Raw genomic sequence first — 22847 nt, forward strand, 5'->3', positions numbered from 1 at the left:
AGCTGAAGAGTAATTATGAAAACTGCCGAGACCACAGAGCAGCGCGCTGAACACTGGAATGACATTTTTAGCCACAAGGCCGATCAGGAGCTGGGGTGGTATGAACAAGATGTTGGTCAGACGCTGAAATATCTCGACCTCGCCGAGCTGCCCGCAACGGCGCGGATATTTTTGCCCGGTGTCGGTAGGTCGGGAATTGTTTCTGCGCTGTTGCAGCGCCAGTACCAGTTGATACTTAACGATGTGAGTACCTGTGCGCTTGAGGAACTCAAGCAGCGGTGTACCGCGCCGGATCGGTGCCGGTGGTTGCTGCACGATATCAGTGTGCCACTGCAGGCAGAGGTTTCGGCTGATATCTGGATCGACCGGGCAGTGCTCCACTTTTTACTGGGTGAAAAGGAAATCAGTCAGTATTTTGATAATCTGCGCAGGGTAATCTCTAAAGGTGGCTATGCGTTATTTGCGGAGTTTGCCAGTGATGGCGCAAGCTCCTGTGCTGGCCTTGCTGTACACCGTTACTCACTGGAAGAGTTGTCCCGGCGTATGGGCGAGCGCTTTGAGCTGGTGGCTCACGAACATTACCAATTCACAACGCCTGCTGGCGGCACGCGTCCCTATATCTACGCATTGTATCGTCACCTTTGAGCGGAGCTGCCATGACTGTTGCCGAACATTTGCGCCGAGCTGTTGAGCTGGAAAACATCAGCACTACGCCAAGGCTGGATATAGAAGTTCTGCTCTGCCATGTATTGGAAAAACCACGTAGTTACCTGTTTGCCTGGCCGGATGAAGTGCTTAGCGAGCAACAGGAGGCTCTTTTTTCAGCTCTGCTTGATAGGCGCAAGAAAGGTGAGCCGGTAGCGCACCTGACCGGTGTCCGGGAGTTCTGGTCACTGCCGCTTCAGGTAAATTCATCCACCTTAATTCCACGTCCGGATACCGAGCTGCTGGTAGAGGCCGCTTTGCAATTGCCGTTGCCAGAGCAGGCACATGTTGTCGACCTCGGTACCGGCACTGGTGCCATTGCTCTTGCTCTCGCCTCGGAAAAACCGCACTGGAAAATTGTCGCAGCAGATGTTCAGCCTGACGCTGTAGCGTTAGCAGAAAGTAATCGTGCTGCGCTTGGTTTTAAAAATGTATCGGTAGTGCAGAGCAACTGGTTTGAAGGTCTGGCGGATCAAACTTTTGATTTGATCGTCAGCAACCCTCCTTATATTGACCCACTCGATCCACATCTTTCGCAAGGCGATGTGCGGTTTGAGCCGCGAACCGCGTTAGTAGCAGAAAATAACGGTTTGGCGGATATAGAGATTATTGCATCTGGGGCCATGCAGAAATTAAATGCTGGTGGTTGGCTGGTTGTTGAGCATGGCTATGATCAGGGTGAAGCGGTGCGAAAGGTTTTTTCCGGGAGTGGTTTTACAGAGGTTGCTACTCGGCAGGACTTGTCTGGCAATGATCGAATTAGTTTGGGGCGGGTTGCAGGGTGAAGTCACTGGATTGCTTCGTCGCCTTTGGCTCCTCGCAATGACGGTCCGAGTTACTTCGTCATTGCGAGCGTAGCGTGGCAATCCAGTGGCTCTTGATTTACACGTGAAAGAGCGGCCAGAAAGCCGCTCATTTTAAAGAATAAAATTATTGCTGCGCAGCTGATCGGTCTACTTCACGCTGACGCTCTTTTTCTAAACGTTTGGCGAGCTTGCGCTCTTCAATAATTTTAGCCGCTTCGCCCCCAACGTGAATTTCATTACGCTGTTTGGCGAGTTGAATCTGCTTTTCACGCTCTTTGTATCGGGCTTTGTCTTCTGCGGAAGTTTTGTCAAAGCAGTGCGGACAACTGACACCGTGTTCAAACTTCTCGCTCTGCTGATCTTCTTTGGTGATTGGCATCCGGCAGGCATTGCACTGGTCGTATTCACCGCGCTCAAGGTCGTGGTTAACAGTAACGCGATCATCAAATACGAAGCATTCGCCTTTCCACATTGTTTCTTCAGAAGGGACATCTTCCAAGTACTTTAAGATGCCGCCCTGAAGGTGATATACCTCGTCAAAACCCTGTTCTTTCAAGTACGCCGTGGATTTCTCGCAGCGAATACCACCGGTGCAGAACATCGCCACTTTTTTGTGCTTGGCAGGATCGAGGTTGCTCTTCACATACTCCGGAAATTCACGGAAAGTGGTGGTGTTCGGGTTTACGGCATTCTCAAAAGTACCCACCTGAAACTCATAGTCGTTGCGGGTATCAACCAGTATCACATCCGGATCACTGATCAGTGCGTTCCAGTCCTGTGGTTTCACATAGGTACCAACCACCCGTTTCGGGTCGATACCCTCGACACCCATGGTGACGATCTCTTTCTTCAGCTTCACCTTAGTGCGCAGGAAAGGTTTAACGTTTGTGTAGGACTCTTTGTAATCGATATCGGCCAGCTCCGGCTGTTGGCGTAGCCAATTGAGCAGGGCGTCGATGCCGTCACGGAAACCGGCCACAGTGCCGTTGATACCTTCGCTGGCAAGCAGCAGCGTGCCGCAAATGCCATTGGCTTCCATAGTGGCCAGGAGAGGTTCGCGGAGTTCTTTGTAGTTGTTCAGAGTAACGAACTTGTACATCGCACACACGACGTACTGGCCAGCAGTGGCCTGGGGTGATGCAGACATTCAATATTCCTCGTTGCGGGCCGGAACGTAAATCCGGAGCACTGGGGTTAAAAACGGGTGCGGATTGTATAGAAAATAGACAGATTTGTCATCGTTTGAATAAGGGAATTTGACCGCATCCAAGTAGCTCTGGCTGTGGTCAGAGCGGGTTCAACAGGCCCTAAGCACAGCTTTGCTCTACTCAGAGAAGGTAATGGTCTTGTAACGCCATGCCTCAATGCGATCAGACCAGTGATTGGTACCCAGTCCGGCCTTCAGCTTCAATTGCTGCAAAAAATCTTTCTTGTCGGGCAGGCTGTTCCACACCGCCGGCAGGAAGGTAGCGCGGTGTACCCCTTCCTGAATGATCAAGCCGTCTTCTCCAGGACGCAGTTGTTCCAGCAAATCCTTTTCACTGGTAAAGCAGAGCGGTTGTGGAGTGGTGAGTATGGAAATTTCGATGTGCAGTTCCGGTTCCTCTTCACGCTTAACGCGGGGAAAACGAGGGTCCTCAAAAGCCGCGGCATGCGCATTATGGACTACATCGTGAACCAGTGGCCGGTAAGCGTGGGTGGTGCCAATGCAGCCGCGCAATTTGCCTTTGATGTGAAGACTAACAAAGCAGGCAGCATCCTGCTGCAATGAAGGAGGAAAGTGGCTCGATTCCACCAGTGCTTCACGACCGGTGGCGAGATAACAACGAATACTGTCTCTCGCTAGCTTGAGTAGCAGGCTTTGATTAAGTGGGTCGACTGGCAAAAAATTTTTATTCTCTACCGGCATTGCATTTTGCTCCGGGGTTTTGCTCGGTACTGACGCTATCATTAAAACAGTCGGTAGTGCAATTCACTACCGGACGATTGCCAGTATCTCATGGATAAAGTGCAAAGGTGCCGTAGCCGACAACACTGTCTTTGTTACCAGCAGTATCGCCAGAATTGTTTCTGGCCAGCTCGTGAATGTGCAGCTGCTTTTCTTTGGCGAGCATCAACAACCCATTCAGAGGGCGGCAGCCGCAGGCCTGGTTGCCGTGCAGGTCGGCATCCAGATTGAGAATTTTTTCACTGGTTTCGGTGTCAATACGGTTGGCTTCCCGGTAGCTGTGAAAGTGACTTAAATCAGTGCTGATCACAATCAATGTCTCTTCGCCGCCCCAGACACTTGCCAGAACTTCGGCTACTTCAGCAGGTTTTGCATCGCCAACTACCAGTGGCAACAGCGTGAATTGATTTAACACCGTTTGTAAAAAAGGAAGCTGAACTTCCAGTGAGTGCTCCAGAAGGTGTGCCTCGGCCATTCTGACAACCTGTGGCAGTGAACTGATTTTATTCACCAGCTGTTGATCAATAGGGATATTACCCAAGGGGGTGATGAATTGGTCGCAGTCTGGAAGGGCTAAGCCTCGCAGGGAAACTCGGTGAGACGGGCCCAGCAGTACAACCTTGTGGATTTGGTCAGCTATGGCTGGCAGCAACCGGTACCCGGCTGCTGCTGCCGGACCTGAATAGATGTATCCGGCATGTGGCTCTATCAGAACTTTTGGTGTGATAGTTTTGGGCTTAGCCTGCTCCAGCAGTTGATTGACCGTCTGCTGTAATTCGTGAGGGTTATCTGGATAAAACAAGCCGGCAACGGCTGGGTTACGAATACTCATGGATGGGTCGTAGGCTGCTATCTTTAAGGTAAGTCTAGATTGTTTTCACCCGGAGGTGGGTGTTATGACCCTCGATATGCTTGAAACTCCTCCCGCCAGTTTCCCAGGCCGTTATTGGCACAAAGTTGATGATGGCCGCCTGCAGTGTGATGTATGCCCGCGCCACTGCAAATTGCGAGAAGGACAGCGTGGACTGTGTTACGTGCGTGGTCGCGAAAATAACCAGGTAGTGCTCTACAGTTATGGCCGATCCAGTGGCTTTTGTATCGATCCCATTGAGAAAAAGCCACTTAATCACTTTTTGCCGGGCACTCCGGTGCTGTCTTTTGGCACAGCCGGTTGCAACCTCGCCTGCAAATTTTGCCAGAACTGGGATATGAGTAAATCACGGGAGATGGATACTCTCGCCTCTGAAGCAATGCCCGGGCAGTTGGCGGATACGGCCAAGCGACTCGACTGTCGCAGTATCGCATTTACCTATAATGACCCGGTGATTTTTTTGGAGTACGCCGTGGACGTGGCAGTGGCATGTCGCGAACAGGGTATAAAAAGTGTTGCCGTGAGTGCCGGCTATATGGGCAGCGAAGCGCGCAACGAGTTTTACGATTACATGGACGCTGCCAATATTGATCTGAAAGCGTTCACTGAAAGCTTTTACAAAAAAATCTGCGGTGGGGAACTGCAGCCGGTATTGGAAACCCTGGAGTATATTTATCATCACACCGGCACCTGGCTGGAGATAACCACTCTGCTGATTCCCGGCGAAAATGATTCCGATGCAGAGCTTAACAAACTCAGCCAATGGGTGGCTGACCATCTCAGTGTGGATGTTCCATTGCACTTCACCGCATTTCATCCGGACTGGAAAATGCTCGATCATCCCCATACGCCTGCTACTACACTCACGCGCGCCCGTAATATCGCTATGGCTAATGGTCTGAACTATGTCTACACCGGTAATGTCCACGACCGTTTAGGTAGCAGTACCTGGTGCCCTGGTTGTGGGGCGTTACTGATTGAACGGGACTGGTATGTTCTGGGAGAGTGGGGTATTAATGCCGATGGTCAGTGCTGCAAGTGTGGTTATCAGGTGCCGGGGTTATTTGAGGGCGAGCCGGGAGAGTGGGGAGCGCGAAGAATGCCGGTCAGGATTGCATAGTACTCAGGGTGAACCCGGTTTATGAAAGCTTTGGAGGAGCACTCAATTTCCTGTCCTTACTGTGGAGAGTCCATTGAAATTATAGTGAGTGCCGACGAAGTTTCGAGTGAATATATCGAAGACTGTCAGGTCTGTTGCCGGCCCATTGTTATTGCAGTGGAGTTAAATTCAAAAGGTGGTGTTACAGTATTTGTGCGTACCGAAAATGACACCTACTGATCCTGCACCAGCAAGGTATCTTCCTGTTTTTTCTGATGCTGCCAAACCATAACGTTTAACAACAGCGCCGACACACTCAATGCTACAACCGCACCCAGCCAAAAGCCGGCCACACCCATTGGCTCACCCCAGAAGCTCGTCATCGCCAGGCTATAGGCAAGAGGGAAACCCACCACCCAGAACGCTGCAAATTGTATGTACATTGGTGAGCGGGTAATTTTAAAACCGCGCAATGCGCCCATTGCACCAACCGCAAGAGCATCCATCAGCCGGAAGGCGGCGGCGAAGGCCATCAGCTCGATGGTGATTACCTGCACGGATTTGTTGTCGCTGAACAGCGTCGCCAGTGCTTCAGGAAACAGCAGGTAAACAGTCATTTGTACCAGTGCGATGGCAGCAATCAATATCAGCCCCACTTTACAACTGAGCCGTGCCATGTTGTGACGCTTGCCACCTATGTTGTGGGATACCGCGATGGTAATCGCCTGGGCAATACCCAGTGGCGCAATAAACATAAAGGCATCTATCTGTTGGGCAATGCTGTGGGCTGACACCACTTCGGAGCCCAGTTTGGCGACAATCAACGGGATAACGCCAAAGTAACTGAACTCAAACATGATGGTGGTGGCGATTGGCAAGCCTACCTTGAGGATCGCTTTAATATCTTCCCATTTCGGTCTGTACCATTCGCTGAATAAGTTGAACTTGCGCGGCGTGCGTCCGTACTTCAGCCATAAGAAAAACGACAATGTTTGCAGGGTGACCACAATTAATGTGGCCCAGCCGCAACCAGCGCCACCCAGTCTTGGCAGACCGAAGTGGCCGAATACCAGTGCATAATCGAGCACATAGTTCAGTAAAAGGCCGAGGATATTTACCACCATGACGGCCTGCGGCACATTCACCGCTTCCAGGGTGGTTCGTTTCCAGAACATCAAGTGGTACATAAATACCGTGGCCAGCATGGGGTACAAATATTGGCGTGCGATATCCACTACTTCCGGCTCAGCGCCCAGTTGCCCTACCAGCCAGATGCCAAAAATCATCAGCAGGGTGGCGATGATGCCCAAGGGCAATGCCAGCCACATACATTGATGGAACTGGTTGCGAACAGCCTCGCGATCATTGGCACCAAAGTGGAAGCCCAGCATTGGCCCATTGGCAAACAGGATTCCACCAAGGATCAGAAATACAAAAATGGTCAGGCTATTGCCGAGCGTAACGCCTGCAAGGTCATTGGCACTGGCTTGGCCAGCCATAAATACATCAGTCAAACCAATACCCACGGCCGCGGCCTGGCCGATAACCAGTGGCAGTCCAAAGCGAAACAGACGGTTGGCTTCACGCCAAAAGCTGTGTTGGGCGGTTTGATCGTTCATTATTGTGTAGGTCAGAAATTAGGAACTAATAGCAGTTGCTATCTTTCAAAAGAAGGTCGCTGATGCGACAAGCAACGATAAGCGTTCTGTAGCATAGCCGCAAAAGGTTTCGGTAGAAAGGTGTCGGAGCTTGGTTTAGGCTTGATTATCGATTTTTTTCAAAATATTGCCAAAGTACAGGGAGCTGTGATGTCGGGTGAATCTATGACGCTGACCGCGTTCGTTTTGAATGTGTTTGCGGTATCGGTTTTAGCCATATTCGTATTGGGTGGCATCACTTTAGCGATACTGTACATTATTGATGTTCGCCAAACCCGCCATGCGATTCGACACAACTACCCGGTAATAGGCAGGCTGCGTTATTGGTTTGAGCACTTGGGTGCGTTTTTCCGGCAGTACTTTTTCTCCATGGACAGGGAGGAGATGCCATTCAATCGAGCCCAGCGCAGCTGGGTGTATCGCGCCGCCAAGAACCTCGACAGTACCCAGCCGTTTGGCTCTACAAAGCGTATTGATGTGCCTGGCACTGTATTGTTTGTCAGCACCCCATTTCCAACCCTGAGTGAGGATGCCTGCGAATCCGAGCCGGTAGTAATTGGTCCACAGTGTCCACACCCATTTACCGCCAAGTCATTTTTTAATATTTCCGGTATGAGCTTTGGTGCCATTTCCAAGCCAGCGGTGAAAGCCCTGTCTCGCGGAGCAGCGGAGGCTGGCTGCTGGATGAATACCGGTGAAGGCGGGTTGAGTCAGTATCACCTGGAGGGGGGTTGCGATATTGTTTTTCAAATTGGCACAGCCAATTACGGTGTTCGTGATGCAGCGGGTAATTTAAGCGAGGAGAAACTTCGTGAAGTGGCTGCGATTGAACAGGTAAAAATGTTCGAATTAAAAATCAGTCAGGGAGCAAAGCCCGGTAAGGGCGGTATTTTACCTGGGTTGAAAGTAACGGAAGAGATTGCAGGAATTCGCGGTATACCGGTTGGGAAGGATTCAATCAGCCCCAACCGTCACAAGAATGTTCGCACAGTCAGTGATCTGTTGGACAGCCTGAACCGGATAAGGGAAGTTACCGGCAAGCCGGTGGGGTTCAAAATGGTAATGGGTGGTACCAGCTTTTTTGAAGATCTCTTTACTGCCATTAGTGAGCGCGGCCATGAGTACGCACCGGACTTTATTACCCTGGACAGCGCCGATGGCGGTACTGGCGCAGCACCACAGAGCTTGATGGATCACGCCGGCATGCCGATTAGGGAAAGTCTGCCGCAGGTGGCGGATTTGCTGGAGGAATTTGACCTGCGTGGGCGCATCAAATTAGTTGCTTCCGGCAAACTGATCAATCCGGGTGATGTTGCCTGGGCGCTGTGCGCTGGCGCAGACTTTGTTGTGGCGGCACGGGGCTTTATGTTTGCGCTGGGTTGTATTCAGGCGATGCAGTGCAATAAAAATACCTGCCCTACCGGTGTTACGACACATGATCCAAAACTGCAGGCGGGACTCGACCCCACTGACAAGGCAGTGCGAGTGGCAAATTACGCACGCAACATGGTGTATGAGGTGGGGGTGATTGCTCACTCTTGCGGTGTGCCAGAACCGCGCCAGTTGACCAGACGTCACGCCCGTATTGTGGTGGAGCCGGGACGCTCGGTGTCATTACAAACACTCTATGATCAGCGCGATCAGCCGATTCGAATACTGTAGTAAATGAATGCTGCCGTTTTAATAGGAGAGAAGAATGAAGAGCCTGATGGTGTTGCACAATGGCTTTTTTAATCAGCTCGGCAAAGCGGATTTTCTCGCACCACTGTTACTACGGATTTATCTGGCACCGGTATTGATGCAGGCAGGCTGGAACAAGATTGGCAATGCTGAGCGTTTTGAAAGTACTGCCGCCTGGTTTGGTAATCCCGATTGGGGGTTGGGATTGCCCATGCCAGAGGTGATGGCCGCGCTGGCTGGAGGCACTGAGTTTTTTGGCGGCTTTCTATTGTTGCTGGGGCTGGGCGTTCGAGTTTTGGCAATTCCAATGATGGCCACCATGCTGGTGGCAATTTTTGCGGTGCATTGGGACAACGGCTGGCTGGCCATTTCCGATGCATCGAGCTGGCTGGCCAATGACCGGGTGCTAGCTGCTGCTGAGCGCAAGGAGGCAATTCTGGCCATTTTGCGGGAACAGGGAAATTACCACTGGCTCACCGGCAAGGGCACAGTGACCATTCTGAACAACGGCATAGAATTCGCGGCAACTTACTTTATTATGCTGTTGAGTTTGATGTTTACCGGCGGTGGTCGCTTTGTAAGCGTGGATTACTGGCTATGCCGCCGGTTTTGTAAAACGACCTGACACCGAAGCTCAAATATATTGTTGAGTTATACTCGCCCACGGGATTTGGCGACCAAAGTGAGCCGCATCACGCTCAAATCCCCAGACGCCTGCTCGCACATCTGCAAACAGACTCTGTTATAATCCGCCGCTTCCTGAAACTGGTTAAAAATTGGACAGCGTTTTGTCAAGCAATAGCAACGAACAACACCCCAAGGCCGAGAACGCCAAATCTGCTCATAAATCCGGCCGCCGTCGCCGTCGTCGCCGCTCCGGTGGAGGTGATTCCAACAAGTCGTGGGATCTGTCCCAATTCGAGGTTGAGCCGGTAGAGGGCAAGTTGCGCTTTCACGACCTGGACCTTAATTTGGAGCTGATGCAGGGCATTGCTCAGGTGGGCTTTAAATATGCTTCGCCTATTCAGGCCCAGTCGCTGCCGCACACCCTGCAGGGTCACGATGTGGTCGGCAAGGCCCAGACCGGTACCGGCAAGACAGCCGCGTTCCTGGTTACCATTATCGACGATCTGCTGAAGAACCCGATTCCGGAAGAAGAGCGATATGCCAGTGAGCCGCGCGCGCTGATTATCGCCCCGACCCGTGAGCTGGTGATGCAGATTGCCGACGATGCCAAGGAACTGTGCAAGTACACCGACCTCACCATCCATACTCTGGTGGGCGGTATGGATTACAGCAAGCAACAGCGCAAACTGCATGACAAGGTAGCTGATATTCTGGTGGCAACGCCGGGTCGCCTGCTCGATTTTGCAGGCAGCCGTGATGTCTATCTGGATCAGGTGGAAATTCTGGTTATCGACGAAGCCGACCGCATGCTGGATATGGGCTTTATTCCCCAGGTGCGCCGCATCGTTCGCATGACCCCGAAAGGCGATTATCGACAGACGCTGCTGTTCAGTGCCACCTTCACTCCGGAAGTGATGTCGTTATCCGAGCAATGGACCCACAACCCGGTAATGATTGAAATCGAAGCCGAGCGCGCCGCTGCTGAAACAGTGGATCAAAAGGTCTACCTCACTGCTAACGAAGACAAGTTTTCCCTGCTCTACAACATCATCAACCAGGATGAAGTGGAGAGCGTGATTGTATTTGCCAACCGTCGCGACCAGTGTCGCCGCCTGCAGGAGCGCCTGCAGAAGAAGGGCTTCAACGTTGGCCTGTTGTCCGGTGATGTTCCCCAGAACAAGCGTGTTCGCACTCTGGAAGACTTTAAGTCCGGCAAGCTGAAAGTGCTGGTAGCTACCGATGTTGCAGGTCGTGGTATTCACGTCGACGGCATCAGCCACGTGGTGAATTTCACTCTGCCGGAAGAGCCGGAAGACTACATCCACCGTATTGGTCGTACCGGTCGTGCCGGTAAGTCTGGCACCTCAGTGAGCTTTGCCTGTGAAGACGATGCATTCCTGCTGGAACCGATTCAGCAGCTGCTGGGCGAAGAGCACAAGCTGACTTGTGAGCAACCGCCGGAAGAGTTGCTGGCTTAACAGCCGTTCAGTCGCTAAAAAGGCCACATATAGTGGCCTTTTTTATTGTCTTTATTTTGTTATCACCCTTCGGCTTCCCAGGCAAAGTTTGTCGTGGGAATGATGTGCTCGGCGTGGCACATTGAGAAATCTTTGGGTAGGACGGCTCAAAACAATGGACATAGCAGTGCCACCTGGGGAGTCAGTGGATCTTTAGGGGGCGTACAATTCTCTGCCAAGAAGGTGAAGCTCTTTTAGCCCTTTTTTGACTCGTTTCGCTCGGTCCAGCGGACCGCCTTCGCAGAGCTTCGGCGCCCAAAGCTTTGCTTTGTCTTTTGGTTTCTTTTCTTTTTGGGAAGGCAAAAAGAAAAGAAACTCGCCCCCAGCGTAAGAAATTCAGTACGCCGCAGGCGCACACCGAATTTTCGGGGGCGAAATCCAACCTACCTGGAATAGCTATCTGAGATCCTTCGCTGCGCTCAGGATGACAAAGTTGAGTACTCAGATGACTACGTCGGTCTAGGCCTCCGCAGGCAATGCCTCCGACCGATACTTATCCAGCCACATCGCGGTGCCACCGGCCACTGCAGCGGGACCTACAAACAGGTTGAGAATTGGCACCGCCATTGCTCCAAGTACCAGGCCGCCAAAACCCAGCGCCTGCTGGCGTTGCTGCTTGGCTTGCTGCAATAGGGTGCTGAAACTTACCTCGTTGTTATCCGCTGGGTAATCCAGATACTGCAATGTCATATTCCAACCGCCCCACAAAAAGGTAATTACCGGGGCCAGAAATGACAGCAGATTGATTCCCGGCACCCAGATTAATACCAGGATCAATACCCCGATACCGATGCTTCTCGGCAGAAAGTAACCCAGTTTAATGAACTCGCGCTTGATGGCACTGACGGCGATTCTCATGGCCCGTTGTGTAGTCATCGGCTCTTCATTGCTGTTGCCTCTCAAAACTTCCTCGACCCTTTCGGCTAACAGGCCATAAAAAGGGGAGCCAATCAGGTTACTAATCAGGGTGAAGGTGTAGGCATAAACCAGCAGAACCAGGGCGGCAAAAATCAGCCAGAGAACCCACAGCAGGGATCCTACCCAATGTAACCAGGCAGGTAGCGCATCAACCTTGGCGGTAACCCAGGCCATAACGTCCTGAAACCCGTTAATCGCCGCCATGGTAAGACCGATAAAAAGCAGAATATTGATCAGTATCGGTGCGATTACGAATGGCCGAACTCTGCGGTTTTTTAGTAATTCAAAGCCTTTCAGTAAGTAACCGGGGCCGGAGAGGGTGTTAGTTATCATAAAAACAGGCTACCTTTGTTAGGGCCTGATAAGACTAATTGAATCAATGCTAGCAGGCTCTATTTATTCGGTTTCAGGGATAATTGTCGACACATTATCCTGATAATTGAACTTCGATAACAACCAGGGAGTAAAAAATGAAGTGGATTTTGCGATTGCTGGCCGGCGTTGTGGTGGTAATTGTTGCGGCGGTAATTATTTCGTTGGCTTATGTGGACCGCGTAGTGAAGGAAGCGGTTGAGACACTGGGGCCGGAATTTACCCAAACCGAGGTGACATTGGGTGGAGTGAGCCTATCGTTTTTGAGCGGCAGCGCAGGGCTCAGTGATTTGGCGGTAGCCAACCCGAATGGCTTTTCCGATGCCAAAGCGTTTTCGCTGGGTGAGGTGCAGGTAGATCTGGACATAGGCTCAATCCTGTCAGACACCATTCTCGTTGAGCGAGTATTGGTGAGGGCGCCCGAAATCACCTTTGAACAGACAGCAAAAGGCAGCAACCTTAAAGCGCTTCAACGTAATATTGAAAGTGCCGTGGGGCCGGGTAGCTCCCAGCCGGCGGAGACTCAGTCTACCGAGCCGGGTAAAAAACTGATTATTCGCGATTTGAAAGTAGCCGATGGCCAGATTCACTACACTAACTCTCTGATGGCTGGTAAAACCACCACTGTGACTTTGCCGGAAATACATCTCACCGGAATTGGTGAAAAATCCAACGGGGCTTCAGCCAGCGAAGTGATTCAGCAGCTATTATCGTCCATTAACAAAGAAGCGATAAAGGCAGTTGCCAACTCTGGTGCGGTTGACGAACTTCGTGACAACGTGAAAGAGCGAGTTGAGGAAGAGAAGGGCCGCTTGAAGGATATGATTAAAGGCATTGGCAATTAACTGATGGTTTGTAAGGGGGCTGTTCGCTGTTCGGCAGCCTCCCAGTTTTCTGTTGGTTAAAAGTCGAACAGCCTTTTGAGCTTTTCTGTGTCCAAAGTGGACCGTTTTGTGTCCAATTTGAATCTTTGTTGGTTGTGTGTTGATCATTCCGTGTGTTTACAGGTTTGTGGCAGACGAGAATAATTGATCCCCCAATAGAGTTTCTGCCGGCTTAATACCTCGCTGATCCAAGCTAAATACAGCGGACGAAAGCCATGCTGCCTTTACTGGCAGCCCCCTGCAGAGAAATTACGTTCTGAGAATAGAAGGGCTACTCGCATGAGTCATAGCGCTGAGAACAAGTTGCACGTGCCGGACGCAATGTTTCGTCCCGGTGACAAACCTGATTTTTCCCATCTGGATGTAGGTACCGCTGGTGCCGTAAAGCGTCCTGCGGTTGATACCAATCCTGCCGAGATGCGCGATCTGGCTTACAGCCTGATCCGCGTTATGGACGACAATGGTGAGGCCAAAGGTGAGTGGCGTCCGAAGATAGATGCCGATGAGTTGCGCAAGGGTTTGCGCATCATGTTGCTGACCCGCAAATACGACGAGCGCATGTTCCGAATGCAGCGTCAGGCAAAAATGTCCTTCTATTTGAAATGTACTGGCGAAGAGGCTGTGGCTGTCGCAGCTACCATGGCGCTGGATGACAAGGATATGCTGTTCCCGACTTACCGTCAGCAGGGCGCTTTTCTGACTCGCGGAGCCGACCTGTTCAGCGAGATGATGTGCCAGGTGATGAACAATGAGCTTGACCCGATGCAGGGCAAGCAGCTGCCGATCAAATACTCGTCGGCGGAAAAAGGCTTTTTCTCAATCTCTGGTCCACTGACTACACATTATCCACAAGCCGTTGGCTGGGCGATGGCTTCGGCCTATAAAGGTGAAGATCATATTGCCCTGGCTTGGACAGGGGATGGCTCCACCGCCGAGGGCGACTTCCATTATGCCTTGCAGTTTGCCGCTACCTACCGCGCACCTTGTATCCTGAATATCGTTAACAACCAGTGGGCGATCTCTTCGCCGCAAACCATTGCTGGTGGTGAGAACACCACTTTTGCTGCGCGCGGTATCGGTTACGGATTGCCGGCGTTGCGGGTTGATGGCAATGACTTCCTGGCAGTTTACGCTGCTACCCAGTGGGCCGCCGAACGCGCCCGCGCCGGGTTGGGTGCCACTGTAATTGAACTGTATACCTACCGTGTGGAAGGTCACTCTACAAGTGATGATCCCACCGGTTACCGTCCCAAAGATGAGCCGTTACATTGGCCGCTGGGCGACCCCATTGAGCGCCTCAAGGATCACCTGATCAGTATTGGTGAATGGACCCAGGAGCAGCACGAAGAACTGGCTACCGAACTGGAGACCTACGTGACCGAATGCTGGCGCAAGGTTGACGCCATGGGCAACATCAACGACCCCGAGATGGCGCATACGCACACAGCTGCCCTGTTCGAGCAGGTTTATAAAGAGATGCCGCCACATCTTCGCAAACAACGTCAGATGCTGGGGGTGTAGCGTTATGGCAAAAATGAATATGATTCAGGCGCTGAACTCGGCGCACGACAACCTGCTCGCCAAAGATCCAAGTGTCATTATCTATGGTGAGGATGTCGGTTACTTTGGCGGCGTATTCCGCGTGACCCACGGCCTGCAGGAGAAGTACGGTAAGCAGCGCGTGTTTGACGCGCCGATCTCCGAAGGCGGTATTGTCTCCACTGCGATTGGTATGGGTGTAAACGGTTTGCGCCCGGTGGTGGAAATTCAGTTTGCCGATTATATCTACCCGGCTTACGACCAGATTGTTTCCGAATTAGCCAAGCTACGCTACCGCAGTAATGGCATGTTCACTGCGCCGGTGACCATTCGCTCTCCTTGTGGTGGCGGGATTCGCGGTGGCCAGACTCACTCGCAAAGTCCAGAGGCCTGCTTCACTCATGTGCCGGGCTTGAAAGTGGTGATGCCTTCCAATCCTTACGATGCCAAAGGATTGCTGGTTGCCTCTATTGAGTGTGATGATCCGGTGATTTTCCTGGAGCCGAAGCGCCTTTACAACGGCCCATTCGACGGCAATCCACACCAGTCAGCTGTGAGCTGGGGTACACACCCGAAAGGTGAGGTGCCGGAAGATTACTACTCCCTGGAGCTGGGTAAGGCCGAAGTGATCCGTGCCGGAGCCGATGTCACTATCGTTACCTACGGCACCATGGTGCATGTGGTAGAGGCCGCGGTTAAGAAAGCTGGCATTGATGCCGAGATTATCGATATTCGCACACTGGTGCCGCTGGACATCGACACTATCGCCGCCTCGGTCAACAAGACCGGTCGTTGTGTAGTGGTGAACGAAGCAACCCGTACTGGCAGTTTTGCCGCGGAAATCATGTCACAGGTTCAGGAAGAGTGCTTCTGGCGTCTGGAGGCACCAATCCAGCGTGTATCCGGTTGGGACACCCCCTATCCACACGCCATGGAGTGGGACTACTTCCCGGGCCAGGATCGTATTCTGGAAGCAATCAATAAGACGCTCGACGTCAAATAATCGGAGGCTCAAACGTGGGTCACTATGTATTTAAGTTGCCGGATCTTGGGGAAGGCACCGTTGAATCAGAAATTGCCGAGTGGTACGTAAAGCCCGGTGATCGAGTAGAGCAGGACCAGCACATCGCCGATGTGATGACCGACAAGGCCAATGTGGAATTGACGGCACCGGTTGCCGGTGTGGTGGTATCCCTGGCTGGTGAGGCGGGCGATATCATTGCAGTTGGTTCCGAGCTGATTCGTTTTGACGTGGATGGCGATGGTAATGCCGCTGCCTCCGAGGTTGCTCCTGCACCTGCGACAGAGCTAAAGGTTGAAGAAAAACCTGAACAAGCGCCCCAGCCAGTCGAGCAAAAGTCCGAGCCTGCCGCGCCCGTAGCTGGCGGTCGCTTTGTCTTCAAGCTGCCGGATCTGGGTGAAGGCACGGTCGAATCCGAAATTGCCGAATGGCATGTTGCGGTTGGCGATGTGGTTGAGCAGGATCAGGTAATTGCCGATGTAATGACCGATAAGGCTACCGTTGAGCTGTCTGCACCGGTAGCGGGTACTGTGGTATCTCTCGCCGGTGCTGCCGGAGATGTGATCGCTGTTGGTGCTGAGTTGATTGTGTTTGCTGTCGATGGCGCCGGCAATGCGCCGTCTGTGGAGGCGTCGTCGCCGGTGGTTGCTGCCAATCCGGCACCTGCCGCTGCACAGGCTCCTGTCCAACAAACTACCGCACCGGCACCGCAAGTGGCAGCTCCGGTGGTTGCGTCCGGAGAAGTGCTCACTTCTCCAGCAGTACGTCGCCGCGCACTGGATGCCAATATCGACCTGGCCGATGTACAGGGTACCGGCCCGGCCGGTCGCATTCAGCACGAAGACCTGGATAACTTTATTGCTGCTGGCGGCAAGCTGGCAGTTGCCGCCAAAGCCTCTGGAAAAGCCAAAAAGACTGGAACCACGGAAATTCCGGTGCGCGGTCTGCGCCGCATGATTGCCCAGAAAATGCAGCAGTCCAAGCGTCAGATTCCTCACTTCACCTATGTGGAGGAGATCGACGTTACTGAATTGGAAGCGCTGCGTCAGCACATGAATGCTACGCGCACCGCAGACCAGCCCAAGCTGACCCTGCTGGCCTACATCATGCAGGCTGTATCCAAGGTTATGGGTGAATTCCCGCAGTTCAATGCCACCTTTGATGACACCAACAACGTGATCACCCGCTACGAGGGCGTTCACATGGGTATTGCTGCCCAGACCGATGACGGCCTGAAAGTACCGGTGGTCAAGCACGCTGAAGCACTTGATGTGTGGGGGCTGGCCAACGAGATGAAGCGCGTTTCCGATGCTGCCAAAAACAACACCGCGACCAAGGACGAGCTGACCGGTGGTTCCATTACCATCACCAGCCTTGGCCCGCTGGGCGGACTGGTGCATACCCCGGTAATCAACTACCCGGAAGTGGCCATTATCGGCACCAACAACATGGTTGAGCGTCCCGTTGTTCGCGACGGACAGATTGTAGTACGCAAGATGATGAACCTGTCCTCGTCTTTCGACCATCGCGTGATCGACGGCTACGATGCGGCGCAGATGATTCAGCGCGTTAAGCAGCTTCTGGAGCACCCAGCGACCCTGTTTATTTAATTCTTGATATTCCGTCATCCCCGCGCAGGCGGGGATCCATCTGTCTACGGAGCCAATGGATTCCCGCTTGCGCGGGAATGACGAGAATACAAAGTGCATTACGTCCGGCGCCATGCGTCGAACCAAGAGGTTTTTCACAATGAAAAAACAATGCAAAGTCCTGGTAATCGGTGCTGGCCCAGGCGGCTACGTGGCCGCAATTCGTGCCGGTCAGTTGGGCCTGGATACAGTGATTGTGGAAGCTGCCAACCCCGGTGGTACCTGTCTGAATGTGGGCTGTATTCCATCCAAGGCAATGATTCACGCGGCTACCCGTTTTGAAGAAATGAGCAAGCATTTTGACGGCGCTCATATGGGTATCAGCATCGCCAGCAAGCCGGAACTGGATATGGCTGGTGTGGTGGAGTGGAAAGACGGTATCGTCAAAAAGCTCACCACAGGTATTGGTCAGTTACTGAAAAAAGCCAAGGTCGAACGTGTGCAAGGTTGGGCCACGTTTCGCGATGGTAAAACATGCGATGTCGAGACTGCTGATGGCGTTCAGACTATCACTGCCGAACACGTGATTCTGGCTAATGGCTCTGTCTCCACCGAACTGCCGTTTATGCCGTTTGGCGGCAATGTTATCTCCTCAACCGAGGCTCTGCAGCTGACCGAAGTGCCGGAGAATCTGGTGGTGGTGGGTGCCGGCTATATCGGTTTGGAAATGGGCATGGCGATGCGCAAACTGGGTGCCAATGTCACCTTCGTAGAAGCGCTGGATCGCATTTTGCCGATCTACGACAAAGAGATGACTCGCCCAATCGAAATGTGGTTGAAAAAGCACAAGGTCGATGTACACCTGAAAGCTAAAGCCAAGGGGACTGTCGAGAAAGATGGCAAAACCTACCTGCAGTACACCGATGCCGACGGCAACGAGCAGGAACTGCTGGCAGACAAGGTGCTGGTCACCGTCGGTCGCCGCCCGAATACCAAGGGCTGGGGACTGGAAAATATGTGTGTCGACATGAACGGCCCGTTTGTGAAAGTCGACAATCAGTGCCGCACTTCCATGAAAAATGTCTGGGCTATTGGTGACTTGGTAGGTGAGCCACTACTGGCGCACAAGGCCTCGGCGCAGGGTGAGTTGGTGGCGGAGATTATTGCCGGCCAGCGCCGCGTGTTTGATCCGGTGGCTATTCCTGCGGTGTGCTTTACCGAGCCGGAAATCTGTGGCGTGGGCTTGACCCCGGATGAAGCTAAAGCCGAAGGTATCGATGTTATTACCGGTAAATTCCCGTTTGCGGCCAGCGGTCGCGCTTTGGCAATGGATGCGGGCTCTGACGGTGGCTTTGTGCGAATAACTGCGCGCAAGGATAACCATGTTATTGTCGGTATTCATGCGGTCGGTGCACATGTTTCCGAGCTGTCTGGTGAATTTGCCCTGGCATTGGAAATGGGAGCACGCCTGGAAGATATTGCAGGTACTATCCACGTTCACCCAACCCTCACCGAAGGCACATTTGAAGCGGCTCTGGCTACTTTGGGGCATGCGATTCATATTTGATGTGAGACGTGAGACGTGAGACGTGAGACGTGAGACGTGAGACGAAAAAAACCGAGCTTTGAATGAAGCTCGGTTTTTTTATGGTCAGTTCCCAGATTTCCTTCTTTATTCGTTATGTCAGTAGGCGAAAAAGCCTGGGAACGAATAAATAATAAGGGAATTGAATTATGAAAATAGTAGGTTTTGCATTGTTGTTGGTTTTGACGGGGTGTGCGTCAAATGCGCCATATGCAATCTTTGATGGCTCTAGGGATACTTCATTGCATGGTGCTTATGCGTATGATGTGGTAATGCTCGGTATAGATGGAAAGCGTAAGGGCGGCACACCCAGTTATTACCGTTTAAAGCCGGGGGTTCACCGCTTTCAGTTGGCCAGTACCAAATATGCAGGCGAACGTTCTAATGGTGCCCAGAATCATTATGTACCAAGAAACGGTACAGGTACCTCTTATCAAAATTCAATCTCCTATGGCAAAGGAGATGGCAGAATCTGGTACCGGGAATACACTTTGTTGATCAAGCCTTGTACCCGTTACTTGATGACTGCTGTGCACGATCACGATATTGGTAATGACAAATGGGAACTGTCGATAGTAGAAGAAGAAATCGAGAGCTGCAAAAACGAAATGGCTGAGGTATCAGTTTCAAATTGATAAAGCTTGATAGGGGAGCGTCTCAACTTGATATGCTCCCCAGTTGCAGACATTTATTATCGATTGGCTTTGGCCGCTTCCAGTAACTCATCTGCCGACAGGCGCACGGTGTAATCCGGGTTGGAATAACTGTATTCAACCTTTCCGTTTTTCAGAATAAATACCGACGGCACTGGCAGCTGGTGGTGTGTTTCTCCGGAGGCATTCTCCAGCATACCCACTACGCGTTCGCCGTATTTGGGTTTGTATTCCTTGGCCGCATCAAAGGCGATACCAAAAGCGCGAGCAGCGTCGCCTTTGCTGTCGGACAGCAATTGGTAATCCAGTTGTTGACCTTCACTGGTTCTCTTTAGTTCATCCACCTTGTCCGGGCTGATAGCAACAATCTGGTAACCCATTTCTCTCAGCTCATCTTTGATGCCCTGGATAGCACTGAGATGGCGATTGCAGTACGGGCACCAGCCACCTCGATAAAAAATGGCTATGGTTGGTGTTTTACTGAAGTTGCTGAGGTCTACTTGGTCACCATTGACACTTGTCATCGATACCGCAGGAATGGTGGTGCCTTTGGTAAGGGCGCTGGTGCCGGTGGAGGATTCGGCAATAGTGGATGAGTCTGCCAGGACATTCATACTGGCAAAAACAATTGAAGCAAAAAATGTGCTGAGAACCTTCATGTCATTTGTCCATAGGTTTGGTGGCGATGAAGGTTAGAGCGAATCCAGCTGTAAAGTTCACTTTCGAGCAAGAAGTGCAAACACAAAGTATGACAACTAACAGCTCCCAAAAAGAGATTCAATAGCTTGATGTCAGTCGGTTGACTATTACTGGCTTCGCAGTACATTTGCCGGATCACATTTGGCGGTATGCAATGCATGGTTAAGTGTTACGAGAATTGCAATTAGCATCACAATTATTGGCGTTAGTACAAACACCACTAAAGCAATAGGTGCTTGTGCTGCAAAACCCTGCAAGAAGTGCTTGCTGATTAAATAGCCTGCCGGTAGCCCGATAATCAAAGAGATCAGCAGGGGTTTACAGCTTTCAAAAACCATCAGCCCTCCCAGTTTCTTAATGGATGCACCAAGAACTTTGCGGATACCAATTTCAGCGGTGCGTCGCTGGGCATTGAGCAGGCTAATGGCATATAGGCCCAGGAGTGAAATTATTAAAGCGGCTATGCCCAGAGGGGCGAGTTGATTCATTGGTTCAGATAGCTGTTTGGTGAGGTTTCTTAGTGCTAACGGCTTAGGGTCTGCAAATTCAATTTTTGGTTCATTGCCCAGGACCTCTTTATAAACCGAATGGATATGACTTCTAGCTATTCCGGATTTTTCAGGATTGAAGCGAACAGAGAACATGTTTATGTAGCCCCCACGAGGAAAAAGAACGTCGGTGCTGTTGAAGTGATTGTTCACAGTTATTTCCGGGAACGCGTTAACTACTCCAATGACAATGAAGTTCTGGCCGGATTTGTCAATAATTTCAGCATCTATTGCTTGGCTCGGATGTTTGAGGCCAAGTTTCTTTAAGCCCCGTTTTGTAAGTAATACTTCAATTTTATAGTTTGAGTCTGCAAATAATTTGAGGCGCTCTTTCTGATTCATGGATTTGATTTTGTCAGAAAAATCGTTACCTGCCAGTAGCTCAATTTGGTAATGATCTAATATATTAGGGTCTATGTGACTAAAGTGTATTGAATTGATATTGGTTATGTTTTTGAATCCAGGGATTTTTATTGATTCTGGTGTGTATACCCTTCCTGATATTGCATCGCCAGAAGATATTGATCGTATGTGTGGATGCTGGGAGATTTTTTCTCTGATAATGTCTTGTTTTGTGAATGATTGCGGATTGGATGATACTGTAAATGACAGCATGTTTTCAAAATTTAGTCCAATGTCCAGGTTGGAAATATGCTTTACCTGAAGCAGGGTTACGATAAATACGGAAAATAGAGTAGTTGATAATACAAATTGAGTAATTGTTAGGGTGTTTAGTAGTTTATTGCCTTGCGTGGAGCCAGATTGATTCTCAAGAGCTGCTGATGGGCTGGTGTTTCCGAGAATTTTTGCTGGATACCAAGTGGTAACAATACTGATGATGGTCACTAATGCGAGGATGCTACCAATAAATTCTGGAGTTAGAATGCAGGAATGATCAAGATCGGTGATCATTGTTGTATTAATCCAAGGTATGCTAAAGCTTATAAAGATTGCGCTAAAAGTTGTGGCTAGTAAGGTTGTAAGTAAGGAGTCAGAAAAAAACTGGCGAGTAATTGTTGATTGATTGGCGCCCATTACTTTTCGAATACTGATCTCAGTAGTTCTACGTTGATAAAGGGTGGTGCTGATCAGGGTGGAGTTCAGGCAGGCAACAAATAAAATAACTGATACAGCTGAAAGCAAAATGACTAAAAATTTCCAGCTGTTGAAGTTAATGGCTGTGCTTGACTGCCCTTTATCTCGAAGGTGAAGGCCTTGAAGTGGTGCCAGAAAGAAGTTGCGTTTGGGTGGGGCTTGGGCATATCTATTGTAGAGTTCAGGATGTCGAAGGTTGTCACTTTCTATAAGCTTATTTAGATCATGATTAATGCGATTTACTTCTGAGGTATTTGCGACTTTCAGGAATGAGGTGACAAATTCCGTTTCTCCCCAGGTTTCAGTCGGAGAGGTTCTTTGACCAATACTTTCGATTTTGCTGTTGGAGGAAATGATAAGTCCACTAAATTTCCCGGGGCTCCCCATGCCAAGTGCAGTATTTTTGGCAAAGTCCGGATTCAGGATGGTTTGACTTGAGAAATCCGGAATGACTCCAACTACCGTCATTGGGGTGTTATTCAGGTCTATGGTTTTATCAAGCGGTTCCTGATCGTCGATAAATCGTTTGGCGGCCGATTCAGTCATTACCAATGTGTTTGGCTCGGATAGAGCGGTGTCAGGGTTTCCGGCAATGAAAGGGATATCGAATATATTCCAGAATGATTCATCCGCTTTTAGGTAGGTTTCGCGATTGACTTTTTTCTTTCCAACATAAATGTCTGATTGGTCGTCCATGGAATTTTGGAAGATATTGGATCCATATGTTGTAGATGGCTTATCCGGATATCTGTCAAGAATTTGTCTGTTGTATAGGTAGATGCTTCTACTGGATTCGGCCGGCTCCCCCGTTGATGTGGGGGTGGACGAAATTAACCCATATATTTGCTCTGAGTCAGTATATTGCTTCTCAAAACCCAAATGATAATAAAGGAAAATAATTGCCGTAGTCGCTGCTGTAAGGCCTATAGCAAGTGTTAAAATATTGATTAGGGTTGGAGCTGGTTGTTTGAGAAGGTTTCGCCAAGCTGTGCAAATGCCGTGAAGTATCATTCTATATGTCCATTTGTTGTTG

20 protein-coding genes are annotated in these 22847 nt (G+C 50.9%); 13 read left to right on the forward strand and 7 right to left on the reverse strand.

The annotated features are described in order from the left end of the window. Positions 1-15 precede the first annotated feature (15 nt). Together QP938_01530 and prmC are read left to right on the forward strand one after the other, a co-directional pair. Positions 16-645, forward strand: a complete 630-nt coding sequence (locus QP938_01530) for a class I SAM-dependent methyltransferase (protein WIO74606.1) — start codon at positions 16-18, stop codon at positions 643-645. Between the two features lie 11 nt (positions 646-656). After that, the gene (gene prmC / locus QP938_01535) at positions 657-1490 is read left to right on the forward strand and encodes a peptide chain release factor N(5)-glutamine methyltransferase (GenBank protein ID WIO74607.1); all 834 of its coding nucleotides are present in this window, start codon (positions 657-659) and stop codon (positions 1488-1490) included. A gap of 145 nt (positions 1491-1635) precedes the next feature. Here prmC and QP938_01540 read toward each other — a convergent pair whose 3' ends face one another. The 3 genes from QP938_01540 to amrB form a co-directional block, all read right to left on the reverse strand. Beyond that, positions 1636-2658, reverse strand: a complete 1023-nt coding sequence (locus tag QP938_01540; protein ID WIO74608.1) for a rhodanese-related sulfurtransferase — start codon at positions 2656-2658, stop codon at positions 1636-1638. 177 nt (positions 2659-2835) lie between these two features. Further along, on the reverse strand, positions 2836-3462 hold the full coding sequence (gene amrA, locus QP938_01545; GenBank protein WIO74609.1) for an AmmeMemoRadiSam system protein A: 627 nt from the start codon (positions 3460-3462) through the stop codon (positions 2836-2838). 46 nt (positions 3463-3508) lie between these two features. Further along, positions 3509-4291, reverse strand: a complete 783-nt coding sequence (gene amrB / locus QP938_01550) for an AmmeMemoRadiSam system protein B (protein WIO74610.1) — start codon at positions 4289-4291, stop codon at positions 3509-3511. A gap of 64 nt (positions 4292-4355) precedes the next feature. Between amrB and amrS the strand changes: the two genes are divergently transcribed. Continuing rightward, on the forward strand, positions 4356-5450 hold the full coding sequence (gene amrS / locus QP938_01555; protein ID WIO74611.1) for an AmmeMemoRadiSam system radical SAM enzyme: 1095 nt from the start codon (positions 4356-4358) through the stop codon (positions 5448-5450). A 21-nt stretch (positions 5451-5471) separates the two neighbouring features. Next, positions 5472-5669, forward strand: a complete 198-nt coding sequence (locus QP938_01560; protein ID WIO74612.1) for a CPXCG motif-containing cysteine-rich protein — start codon at positions 5472-5474, stop codon at positions 5667-5669. On the opposite strand, the gene QP938_01565 is transcribed toward QP938_01560, so the two are convergent. Further along, positions 5663-7048: an MATE family efflux transporter gene (locus tag QP938_01565; GenBank protein WIO74613.1), complete on the reverse strand. Its 1386-nt coding sequence runs from the start codon at positions 7046-7048 to the stop codon at positions 5663-5665. The two genes, QP938_01560 and QP938_01565, sit on opposite strands and share 7 nt — an antisense overlap. Positions 7049-7237: 189 nt before the next feature. On the opposite strand from QP938_01565, the gene QP938_01570 reads away from it, so the two are divergent. The 3 genes from QP938_01570 (at position 7238) to rhlB (ending at position 10872) form a co-directional block, all read left to right on the forward strand. After that, on the forward strand, positions 7238-8749 hold the full coding sequence (locus QP938_01570) for an FMN-binding glutamate synthase family protein (GenBank protein WIO74614.1): 1512 nt from the start codon (positions 7238-7240) through the stop codon (positions 8747-8749). Between the two features lie 34 nt (positions 8750-8783). Then, a complete protein-coding gene (locus QP938_01575) occupies positions 8784-9392 on the forward strand; it encodes a DoxX family protein (protein ID WIO74615.1) in 609 nt (202 codons plus the stop codon). Positions 9393-9555: 163 nt separating this feature from the next. After that, positions 9556-10872: an ATP-dependent RNA helicase RhlB gene (rhlB, locus tag QP938_01580; protein ID WIO74616.1), complete on the forward strand. Its 1317-nt coding sequence runs from the start codon at positions 9556-9558 to the stop codon at positions 10870-10872. 498 nt (positions 10873-11370) lie between these two features. On the opposite strand, the gene cysZ is transcribed toward rhlB, so the two are convergent. Further along, complete coding sequence (gene cysZ, locus QP938_01585) at positions 11371-12162, reverse strand: sulfate transporter CysZ (protein WIO74617.1); 792 nt, start codon at positions 12160-12162, stop codon at positions 11371-11373. Positions 12163-12299: 137 nt separating this feature from the next. On the opposite strand from cysZ, the gene QP938_01590 reads away from it, so the two are divergent. From QP938_01590 to QP938_01615, 6 genes are all read left to right on the forward strand, one after another. Next, complete coding sequence (locus QP938_01590) at positions 12300-13046, forward strand: hypothetical protein (GenBank protein WIO74618.1); 747 nt, start codon at positions 12300-12302, stop codon at positions 13044-13046. A 318-nt stretch (positions 13047-13364) separates the two neighbouring features. Further along, positions 13365-14606: a thiamine pyrophosphate-dependent enzyme gene (locus tag QP938_01595; protein ID WIO74619.1), complete on the forward strand. Its 1242-nt coding sequence runs from the start codon at positions 13365-13367 to the stop codon at positions 14604-14606. A gap of 4 nt (positions 14607-14610) precedes the next feature. Continuing rightward, positions 14611-15627, forward strand: coding sequence for an alpha-ketoacid dehydrogenase subunit beta (locus tag QP938_01600; GenBank protein ID WIO74620.1), 1017 nt, complete (start codon positions 14611-14613; stop codon positions 15625-15627). Positions 15628-15641: 14 nt separating this feature from the next. Then, a complete protein-coding gene (locus QP938_01605) occupies positions 15642-17255 on the forward strand; it encodes a 2-oxo acid dehydrogenase subunit E2 (protein ID WIO74621.1) in 1614 nt (537 codons plus the stop codon). A 139-nt stretch (positions 17256-17394) separates the two neighbouring features. Next, on the forward strand, positions 17395-18801 hold the full coding sequence (gene lpdA, locus QP938_01610) for a dihydrolipoyl dehydrogenase (protein ID WIO74622.1): 1407 nt from the start codon (positions 17395-17397) through the stop codon (positions 18799-18801). A 167-nt stretch (positions 18802-18968) separates the two neighbouring features. Beyond that, complete coding sequence (locus tag QP938_01615; GenBank protein ID WIO74623.1) at positions 18969-19454, forward strand: hypothetical protein; 486 nt, start codon at positions 18969-18971, stop codon at positions 19452-19454. 56 nt (positions 19455-19510) lie between these two features. On the opposite strand, the gene QP938_01620 is transcribed toward QP938_01615, so the two are convergent. Both QP938_01620 and QP938_01625 read right to left on the reverse strand, forming a co-directional pair. Next, positions 19511-20131 (reverse strand): redoxin domain-containing protein, encoded by a 621-nt coding sequence (locus tag QP938_01620; protein ID WIO74624.1) that lies wholly within the window; start codon positions 20129-20131, stop codon positions 19511-19513. Between the two features lie 147 nt (positions 20132-20278). Further along, the gene (locus QP938_01625; protein WIO74625.1) at positions 20279-22825 is read right to left on the reverse strand and encodes an ABC transporter permease; all 2547 of its coding nucleotides are present in this window, start codon (positions 22823-22825) and stop codon (positions 20279-20281) included. Positions 22826-22847: the final 22 nt, after the last annotated feature.

The organism is Porticoccaceae bacterium LTM1 (assembly GCA_030252795.1).
Lineage (GTDB): Bacteria > Pseudomonadota > Gammaproteobacteria > Pseudomonadales > Porticoccaceae > SCSIO-12696.

What these genes read in the sequence shown, in the direction of transcription:
- QP938_01530 (WIO74606.1), top strand. Translation starts at nt 16, where the DNA reads ATGAAAACTGCCGAGACCACAGAGCAGCGCGCTGAACACTGGAATGAC.
- prmC (WIO74607.1), top strand. Translation starts at nt 657, where the DNA reads ATGACTGTTGCCGAACATTTGCGCCGAGCTGTTGAGCTGGAAAACATC.
- QP938_01540 (WIO74608.1), bottom strand. Translation starts at nt 2,658, where the DNA reads ATGTCTGCATCACCCCAGGCCACTGCTGGCCAGTACGTCGTGTGTGCG.
- amrA (WIO74609.1), bottom strand. Translation starts at nt 3,462, where the DNA reads ATGATAGCGTCAGTACCGAGCAAAACCCCGGAGCAAAATGCAATGCCG.
- amrB (WIO74610.1), bottom strand. Translation starts at nt 4,291, where the DNA reads ATGAGTATTCGTAACCCAGCCGTTGCCGGCTTGTTTTATCCAGATAAC.
- amrS (WIO74611.1), top strand. Translation starts at nt 4,356, where the DNA reads ATGACCCTCGATATGCTTGAAACTCCTCCCGCCAGTTTCCCAGGCCGT.
- QP938_01560 (WIO74612.1), top strand. Translation starts at nt 5,472, where the DNA reads ATGAAAGCTTTGGAGGAGCACTCAATTTCCTGTCCTTACTGTGGAGAG.
- QP938_01565 (WIO74613.1), bottom strand. Translation starts at nt 7,048, where the DNA reads ATGAACGATCAAACCGCCCAACACAGCTTTTGGCGTGAAGCCAACCGT.
- QP938_01570 (WIO74614.1), top strand. Translation starts at nt 7,238, where the DNA reads ATGTCGGGTGAATCTATGACGCTGACCGCGTTCGTTTTGAATGTGTTT.
- QP938_01575 (WIO74615.1), top strand. Translation starts at nt 8,784, where the DNA reads ATGAAGAGCCTGATGGTGTTGCACAATGGCTTTTTTAATCAGCTCGGC.
- cysZ (WIO74617.1), bottom strand. Translation starts at nt 12,162, where the DNA reads ATGATAACTAACACCCTCTCCGGCCCCGGTTACTTACTGAAAGGCTTT.
- QP938_01590 (WIO74618.1), top strand. Translation starts at nt 12,300, where the DNA reads ATGAAGTGGATTTTGCGATTGCTGGCCGGCGTTGTGGTGGTAATTGTT.
- QP938_01595 (WIO74619.1), top strand. Translation starts at nt 13,365, where the DNA reads ATGAGTCATAGCGCTGAGAACAAGTTGCACGTGCCGGACGCAATGTTT.
- QP938_01600 (WIO74620.1), top strand. Translation starts at nt 14,611, where the DNA reads ATGGCAAAAATGAATATGATTCAGGCGCTGAACTCGGCGCACGACAAC.
- lpdA (WIO74622.1), top strand. Translation starts at nt 17,395, where the DNA reads ATGAAAAAACAATGCAAAGTCCTGGTAATCGGTGCTGGCCCAGGCGGC.
- QP938_01615 (WIO74623.1), top strand. Translation starts at nt 18,969, where the DNA reads ATGAAAATAGTAGGTTTTGCATTGTTGTTGGTTTTGACGGGGTGTGCG.
- QP938_01620 (WIO74624.1), bottom strand. Translation starts at nt 20,131, where the DNA reads ATGAAGGTTCTCAGCACATTTTTTGCTTCAATTGTTTTTGCCAGTATG.
- QP938_01625 (WIO74625.1), bottom strand. Translation starts at nt 22,825, where the DNA reads ATGATACTTCACGGCATTTGCACAGCTTGGCGAAACCTTCTCAAACAA.